The organism is Gluconobacter vitians (genome assembly GCF_015244565.1).
GTDB classification, from domain to species: Bacteria; Pseudomonadota; Alphaproteobacteria; order Acetobacterales; family Acetobacteraceae; genus Gluconobacter; species Gluconobacter vitians.
The window spans coordinates 1-7,586 of record NZ_JABCQG010000041.1 but is presented as its reverse complement, the minus strand read 5'-3'; the positions used below and the strand labels follow the sequence as shown (position 1 = coordinate 7,586).

Here is a 7,586-nt window from a genome sequence, read left to right as displayed (position 1 = left end):
CTTCAATCAGAGGCTCCCAGATCGCCCATGTCTCGTCCGTAAAAGTGCCTGTTCCGTCTCCTTCTTCCATCCCTACAATATGGGAAGAAATTCAAGATCTAACAGGCCCTAGGTGACGGGTGAGACCAGGCTGGCTTCCACGATTAATGCGTCTAGCAGTTTGCGGAGGTTGACAGATTGATATGGACTATTCCGAAGTGCCTTATTGGTCTGATTATAAAAATGGCGCTGATAGGACTCTTCGAACTCTAAAGCGCCCTGCTACGCGTCAACTTCTTTTTTCTAATTACTCCAGAGCACCTGCGCAGGACCGTAATCTGGTAGATCAAGATCGAGATAACACTCGATTGCAGCCGCTCGTCCGTTGATGTCAGCCAAACTGATGCCCTGAGGACCATGGGCAGGAAAGCTGGCAAAAGTATCGAGAGATGGCAGGAGCATCGAGCACATGTTCGCTGGCAGATTAGGTCACGTTGACAAAAGACCTATTGGTTTGAGGCAAGATCTGATTCACTTCCTGCCTGTGTGGTAACGGGCAGAGAGAACAGCCATGGCACGAGGCGATCTGGCGGATCATGAATGGGTGGTGATTGGTCCGCCCCTTCTGAAAGTGTATGTTGGGCCCGCCCAGCCGCAGATAACCGCCTGTTTCTCAATGGCATGCTGCATGTTCTGCGCACAGGCTGTCCCGGGCGGGACATGCATGAACGCTATGGCAAGTGGAACTAGGTCTATGTCCGGTTCCGGCGTTGGGCTGAACAGGGTGTTTGAGATGCTCTTTTACAGACCCTGGCAGATCTGGGGCTGACCGATAACTGGCAGCACATGGTCGACAGCACCGTGGTTCGTGCCCATTCACAGGCCACAGGCGCAAAAGAGGGGGCTTATTTGAAGGCTTTTGGTCGGTCACGCGGCGGCTTTACGAGCAAAGTCCACGCATGATGTGACAATCAGGGGCGTCCTCTCGGCTTTACCTTCACTGGAGGCCGGGTCTCAGATTACAAAGCCACAGACGCCCTGATGATGTTGCTGGTTCCCAACCCTAGGACCATGGTGGCTGATCGGGGCTATGAAAGCGACTGTTTCCGTCAGGATCTGCTAATCCATGGGATCCTGCCGATTATTCCATCACGTAAAGGCCGCAGTGCTCCACAGAAAACAGACTGGCAACGCTATCAGAACCGCAATCGCATCGAGTGGATGTTCAACAGGCTCAAGCAAATGCGCCGTATCGCAACCCGCTACGACAGACCGGTCTCTCCTTCATCAGTTTCCTCAACCTCGCCGCCGCAAGGCTCTAGATTAAATCTTTTGTCAACGCGACTTAATAAATATTCACAAACACTCCAAAAAGAATAATAAATAATTTATTATTTTACTCAGAATAGTAAAAAACATTCCATAAATCACGATTTAAAAGACGTTGTATTTCAGGACCCGTATCATCCCGGTTTCCCTTCCTTGCTGTAACCCTGTCGGGAACCGAGCTGAATGAATGCCATTGTCATCACCGCGCTGAGGCGACCGCTCACCTTTGTCGTCCTGTCGATCATGATCGTGATGCTTGGCGTCATGTCCATTTTCAAGACACCGACCGACGTGTTTCCGAACATCAACATCCCTGTCGTCTCGGTCGTCTGGACCTATGGTGGGATGCTGCCCGAGCAGTTCGCCGGACGCATCATTTATAACTACGAACTCAATGTGACCTCGACCGTCGAAGGCATCGAGCACATGGAGTCCAACTCCTATTACGGGCGTGGGATCGTCAACATCTACTTCCAGCCAGGGACCGATATCGGCCCTGCGGAAGCGGATGTCGTCGCCATTTCCCAGACCGTGATCCAGCAGTTGCCGACGCATATTCCCGCACCGATGGTCATGCGGCTTGAGGCGTCGTCCGTGCCGGTCATTTCGCTTCAGATCACGTCCGACAAGCAGACGCCGTCGGATCTGTTCAAACTCGGCGTTATTTCCGTCCGGCCGCTTCTGGTTACGGTTCCGGGCTCGGTCGTGGCGCATCCCTATGGCGGGATGGACAGCTTCGTGATGATTGCGCTGAACCAGGCGCAGCTTCGGGCGCATCATCTGTCCGCCATGGATGTTCAGGCCGCCATGCGCGACCAGAACATCGTCCTGCCGGCCGGTGACCAGAAGATCGATGCGACCGACTGGATGGTGCAGACCAACGCCACCCCCACCAGCATGAAAGCCATCGGCGACATTCCGGTGAAGCGCGTAGGCAATGCGGTCATCTACATCCATGACGTGGCGGATGTGTATCGCGGGGGCCATCCGCAGACGAACGTGGTTCTCGTCAAGGGGCGTCAGGGCGTGGAAATCGTCGTCATGAAGGGCGGCGGGGCTTCTACGCTGGATGTCGTCAACGGCGTGAAGAACCTGCTTCCCCGCCTGCGCCGCATCCTGCCGCCGGACGTGCATGTCTCGGTCCTGACGGATGCCTCGACCTTCGTGAAAGATTCCATCAAGGACGTGGTGCGTGAAATGGTCACGGCCGCGTTCCTGACGGGGCTCGTGGTGCTGCTGTTCCTGGGGTCCTGGCGCTCGACGATCATTATTGCGACGTCGATCCCGCTGGCCATCCTGTGCTCCATCATCGGGCTGGGCTGGGCCGGGCAGTCCATCAATGTCATGACGCTTGGCGGTCTGGCACTGGCAGTCGGTATTCTCGTGGATGACGCGACCGTCATGATCGAGAACATCGACACCCATCTCGAAATGGGCAAGGATCTTGAAGAGGCCATCATCGACGCGGCCAACCAGATCGTGGTGGCGACCTTCGTCTCCACGACCTGCATCTGCATCGTCTGGCTGCCGCTGTTCGAGCTGGACGGCGTGGCGGGCTTCCTGTTCCGGCCAATGGCGATGGCCATCATGTTCGCCATGATCGCCTCCTTCATCCTGTCGCGGACCCTCGTGCCGACAATGGGGAAATATCTGCTGGCGGGGCATGTTCATACCGGCCTGCATGGAGAGGAGCACGAGGCTCTTCACATGGACCAGACGGTCGCCGGAGGGCCACGCAAGGCCTTCCTCGGCCGTTTCCAGCAGGGGTTCGAGCGCGGCTTTACCCGCTTCCGCGAAGGGTATAACCGCGTCCTGACACGCTGCGTCGAGCGCCGTATTGCCTTCGTGGGCGTCTTCCTTGGCATTTCGATTCTTTCGCTGGGCCTTTACGCCACCGCGGGGCGGGACTTCTTCCCCGAGACGAAATCGGGCCTCCTTCAGATGCATATGCGGGCCCCTCTGGGCACCCGGATCGAAGTCGCGGGCCGGATCGCGGCCCTCGTGGATGACCGCATCCATCAGATCCTGCCGGGCAAGGTCGAGGACATCATCAGCAACTGCGGTCTGCCGGAAGGTCCGCACAACCAGGCCTTTATCCCCACACCCAGCATCGGAACGCAGGACTGCGATCTGACGATCACGCTCAAGAACGAGGCCTCGCCGGTCTGGGATTATCGCCGCCTGCTGCGCAAGGATCTCTCGGCGCAGTTCCCCGGCACGGTCTTCACGTTCCAGCCGGCGGATCTGACCGCCAAGATCCTGAATTTCGGCGCGCCCTCTCCGATCGACATTCAGGTTTCAGGGCCGGATATCCGCCAGAACTACGCCTATGCACGTTCGATCCTCGGTCAGCTCCGGCATATTCCGGGGGCGGCGGATGTCGTGATCCAGCAGACCATGAAAACGCCGACCCTCATGGTTCAGGGCAACCGGACGTTCAGCCAGGCCACCGGCCTGACCGAAGCCGATCTTGCCAATAACGAGCTGATGGCGCTGTCGGGAAGCTCCACGGTTGATCCGCAATACTGGCTGGACCCGAGCGATAACGTCACCTTCCCGCTCAATGTCTATGTCTCGCAGGACCAGCTGACCCATCTGACGGACCTGATGACGATCCCCGTGGACAAGGGCGACGGCGATCCGAGCGGAACCCAGACCCAGCTTCTTGGCGCCATCAGTGCGATCAAGGCGACGGGCACGCCGGGTGAGGTCTCGCACTACAACTCCATGCCGGATGTCGACATCTATGTCTCGGCGGAAGGCACCGATCTGGGCTCCGTGCTCGATGGAGTGCACAAGGTCCTGAACGATACGGCCAAGAGCGTTCCGACTTCCGCGCAGGTGGATGTCCGGGGGCAGGCCACGACCATGCACGGGGCTTACAACCAGCTCGTGCTCGGCCTCGCCGTCTCGGTGGTGCTGATCTATCTGCTGATCGTGGTGAATTTCCAGTCCTGGCTGGACCCGTTCATCATCATCACAGCACTTCCGGGCGCGCTGGCCGGGATCGCCTGGGCGCTGTTCCTCACCCATACGCGCCTTTCCGTCCCTGCACTGACGGGTGCGATCATGTGCATGGGCACTGCAACCGCGAACTCGATCCTTGTCGTGTCCTTCGCCCGCGAGCGGATCGAGGAACATGGCGATGCCCTCCGCGCCGCCGTGGAAGCCGGTTACGGGCGTATCCGTCCCGTCCTCATGACCGCGCTGGCCATGGTGGTCGGCATGGTGCCGATGGCGGTTTCCAACTCCACCAATGCTCCGCTCGGCAAGGCCGTGATCGGCGGCCTGATCGTGGCCACGCTCTCGACCCTGCTGTTCGTGCCCTGTGTTTACGCAATTCTCCATAACCGTCCCGCGCGCCATAAGGAGACAGTCTGATGGCCTCCCTTTCCCGTAAGTTCATTCTTGGCGCGGGAGCCTGCGCCGTGGGCCTCTACGTCGCATTTCTCGTCGTCGACCGCGTCCACGCCGTCAGCACCTTGCGCGCAGAAACGAATGCCGGTGCCATCCCTGACGTCTCGGTCGTCTCGCCGCACCGGACCAGCCCGAAAGTGTCCCTGACGCTGCCCGGCAACATCGATGCCTGGTATCAGGCGCCGATCTATCCGCAGGTCTCGGGCTACGTGAAGATGTGGTACAAGGACTATGGCGCGCATGTGAAACAGGGCGACGTTCTGGCGGAAATCAACGCCCCCGCGCTCGATGCCGAATACGCGCAGGCCAAGGCCAGCCTCGCATCCGTCATGGCGAAATACAATCTGGCCTCCGTGACGGCGAGCCGCTGGCGTGCCATGGGCAAGTCCCAGTCCGTCTCCGGGCAGTCCGTCTCGGTCGCCAATGCGAACGAGCAGTCGGCCAATGCCGAAGTGCAGGCGGCGCAGCGCAATGTGGATCATTTCGAAGCGCTCGAACACTTCAAGCAGCTCGTGGCCCCGTTCGACGGGATCGTCACGGCGCGTTCGGTCAATGTCGGCGATTACGTCAGCAATGGCGGCGGTGGCCTGAATGCAACCGGCAGCGCGTCGGAACTCTTTACCGTCGCCGATACGGACAAGCTGCGTCTGTTCGTTTCCGTGCCAGAGGTTTTCTCTTACGTGCTGCAGGATGGCATGACCGCCCAGGTCACGGTGCCGCAATATGCGGGGCGGACCTTTACGGCAAAATATCTGACGACGTCCAAGGGCTATGACCCCAACACGCGCACGGCCATTGCGGAATTCGTGCTCGATAATCCGGGCCATCTGCTGTGGCCCGGCACCTTTGCCTCCGTGGCCCTGACGGCGAAGAACACGGACGCCAATCTGTATGAAATCCCGAGCGGTAGCCTCGTTTTCGAGGAAAAGGGTATGCAGGTCGCGCTCGTGGATGCCACCAGCCATGTCCATTACGTCAATGTGCAGGTGGGGCGCATGGCGGACAGTTCGACGGAAATCCTGAGCGGTCTCAAGCCTACCGACCGGCTCATCAACAATCCGCCTGCCGACCTGCTGGAAGGCGATGTGGTGCATGTCGTGACCCCGGCGCGGGGCTATAACGAAAGCGGCTTCGCGTCTGACACGGACTCCTCCGACAATGACGGGGACGAATGATGATCCCAGCCACCTTCCGACGCCTCGCGCTCACCGGTGGATCAGCCCTCGCGCTGATCAGCCTCTCGGCCTGCGATCTGGCCCCAACTTACAGAACCCCGAACTTTATCGTCCCCTCAAGCTGGCAGGGACAGGCACCCTTTGCCGTGGCGACGCCAGCGGATACGGCGCTGCCCGCTGACTGGTGGACCATGTTTCAGGACCCGCTGCTGAACGATCTTGAAGCGCGGGCCACGGCTGATAACGGTGATATCCAGGCGGCGGCCGAGCGCTTCATTCAGGCGCGCTCGCTCGTTGTGGCGGCACGGTCCGAACTGCTGCCCCATGCCAGTCTGGATGCGGGGGCTTCGGACAACAAGCAGTCCGCCGACCGGCTGTTCCGCAATGGCGCCACCCTGACGCAGACCAGCGAGGATTATGGGGGGCTGGTGTCGTGGGAGCCTGATTTCTGGTCGTCCATCCGCAACCGCGTGCGGGCGCAGAAGCAGTTCGCCCAGCAGCGGGCCGCCGATTTCGCCATGGCGCGCCTGAGCACGCAGGCCGAACTGGCACGCGACTACATCCAGTTACGCGGATATGACGCGCAGGATGCGATCTATGAGCAGTCCATCGGATATTATGAGCGGGCCGTTCGCATTACGGAAAACCAGGTCCAGAACCAGGCGGCCCCGCGCCTCGATCTGGCGCGTGCGCAGGCGCAGCTTTACACCACGCAGGCTGCCCGGCTGGATATTCAGGCGGCGCGGCAGGTCATGGAACATGCGATCGCGGTGCTGACCAATACGTCGCCGTCGAGCTTCCATCTTCCAGCCAGCCCGGAGTTCCATTTCATCCAGCCGACGATCCCGACGGACGTGCCTTCAACACTGCTTCAGCGCCGCCCGGACATTGCGGCGTCCGAGCGTGAAATGGCGCAGGCCAACCGGGAGATCGGCATTGCGCGTGCGGCGTTCTATCCACATATCGCGCTCAGGCTGAATGGCGGTTTTGAAGCCAACGGGTTTGATCTGGCCAACCTTGCCAACTCGCTGTGGACCTATGGGGCGAGCCTGCACATGCCGCTGTTCGATGGCGGCCTGCGCCGGGCGGAGCTTCAGAGAACATGGTCGGCCTATCGCGAGACCCGCGATACGTATCGGATGAAGGTTCTCTCAGCGTTTCGCGAAGTGGAGGATGGTCTGTCCCTCACCGAGCGTCTGACGAAGGAAAACGCGGCGCTGGAGCAGGCGATGAAGGCCAATCTCGCGACGCAGAACATGACCATGACGCTCTATCAGGGCGGTGTTGGCACCTATCTTGAAGCCATCGTCAGCCAGGAAAACACGCTGGAAAGCCGCATCCATCAGGTTGAGGTCGCAACCCGGCTGTATCACGCGGATGTGGATCTGATTCGCAGCCTTGGGGGCGGCTGGAACGTGAAGGATCTGCCGACCATGGACCAGACCCTCTCGATCACTCCGCTGCAATACGACAACCTGCACCACCCCGAACCCGTTGGAGACGTCACGGCGTCACAGCACCCGGAGCAGTTCGAAAACCTGACAACACCTGACGCAACATCCAGTGTCCAGTCCCACAACTAGGGCCTGTTAGCACTTGATCCAGTCTGCAGCAGCAGCGATGTGTATGACGGCAAGGAATGACGCCGCTGTTTTTTCGTATCTGGTCGCGACTGCACGCCACTCC

At 59.7% G+C, this 7,586-nt stretch carries 4 protein-coding genes and 2 pseudogenes; 5 read left to right on the top strand and 1 reads right to left on the bottom strand.

From position 1 onward, the window contains the following. The first annotated feature begins 579 nt into the window (after nucleotides 1-579). From HKD24_RS15630 to HKD24_RS14505, 5 genes and pseudogenes are all read left to right on the top strand, one after another. On the top strand, nucleotides 580-729 hold the full coding sequence (locus HKD24_RS15630; protein ID WP_407646381.1) for a transposase: 150 nt from the start codon (nucleotides 580-582) through the stop codon (nucleotides 727-729). 276 nt (nucleotides 730-1,005) lie between these two features. Then, nucleotides 1,006-1,359: pseudogene (locus tag HKD24_RS15400) on the top strand (transposase); the annotation flags it as partial. Nucleotides 1,360-1,491: 132 nt separating this feature from the next. Continuing rightward, the gene (locus HKD24_RS14515; protein ID WP_194260894.1) at nucleotides 1,492-4,689 is read left to right on the top strand and encodes an efflux RND transporter permease subunit; all 3,198 of its coding nucleotides are present in this window, start codon (nucleotides 1,492-1,494) and stop codon (nucleotides 4,687-4,689) included. Beyond that, complete coding sequence (locus tag HKD24_RS14510) at nucleotides 4,689-5,900, top strand: efflux RND transporter periplasmic adaptor subunit (RefSeq protein ID WP_194260893.1); 1,212 nt, start codon at nucleotides 4,689-4,691, stop codon at nucleotides 5,898-5,900. The genes HKD24_RS14515 and HKD24_RS14510 overlap by 1 nt, the downstream gene beginning before the upstream one ends. Next, nucleotides 5,900-7,483: an efflux transporter outer membrane subunit gene (locus HKD24_RS14505; protein ID WP_194260895.1), complete on the top strand. Its 1,584-nt coding sequence runs from the start codon at nucleotides 5,900-5,902 to the stop codon at nucleotides 7,481-7,483. The genes HKD24_RS14510 and HKD24_RS14505 overlap by 1 nt, the downstream gene beginning before the upstream one ends. A gap of 6 nt (nucleotides 7,484-7,489) precedes the next feature. Here the strand turns inward: HKD24_RS14505 and HKD24_RS14500 are convergent. Continuing rightward, nucleotides 7,490-7,586 (bottom strand): annotated as a pseudogene (locus HKD24_RS14500) (IS5-like element ISMex42 family transposase); the annotation flags it as partial.

What these genes read in the sequence shown, in the direction of transcription:
- HKD24_RS15630 (WP_407646381.1), top strand. Translation starts at nt 580, where the DNA reads ATGGGTGGTGATTGGTCCGCCCCTTCTGAAAGTGTATGTTGGGCCCGC.
- HKD24_RS14505 (WP_194260895.1), top strand. Translation starts at nt 5,900, where the DNA reads ATGATCCCAGCCACCTTCCGACGCCTCGCGCTCACCGGTGGATCAGCC.
- HKD24_RS14515 (WP_194260894.1), top strand. Translation starts at nt 1,492, where the DNA reads ATGAATGCCATTGTCATCACCGCGCTGAGGCGACCGCTCACCTTTGTC.
- HKD24_RS14510 (WP_194260893.1), top strand. Translation starts at nt 4,689, where the DNA reads ATGGCCTCCCTTTCCCGTAAGTTCATTCTTGGCGCGGGAGCCTGCGCC.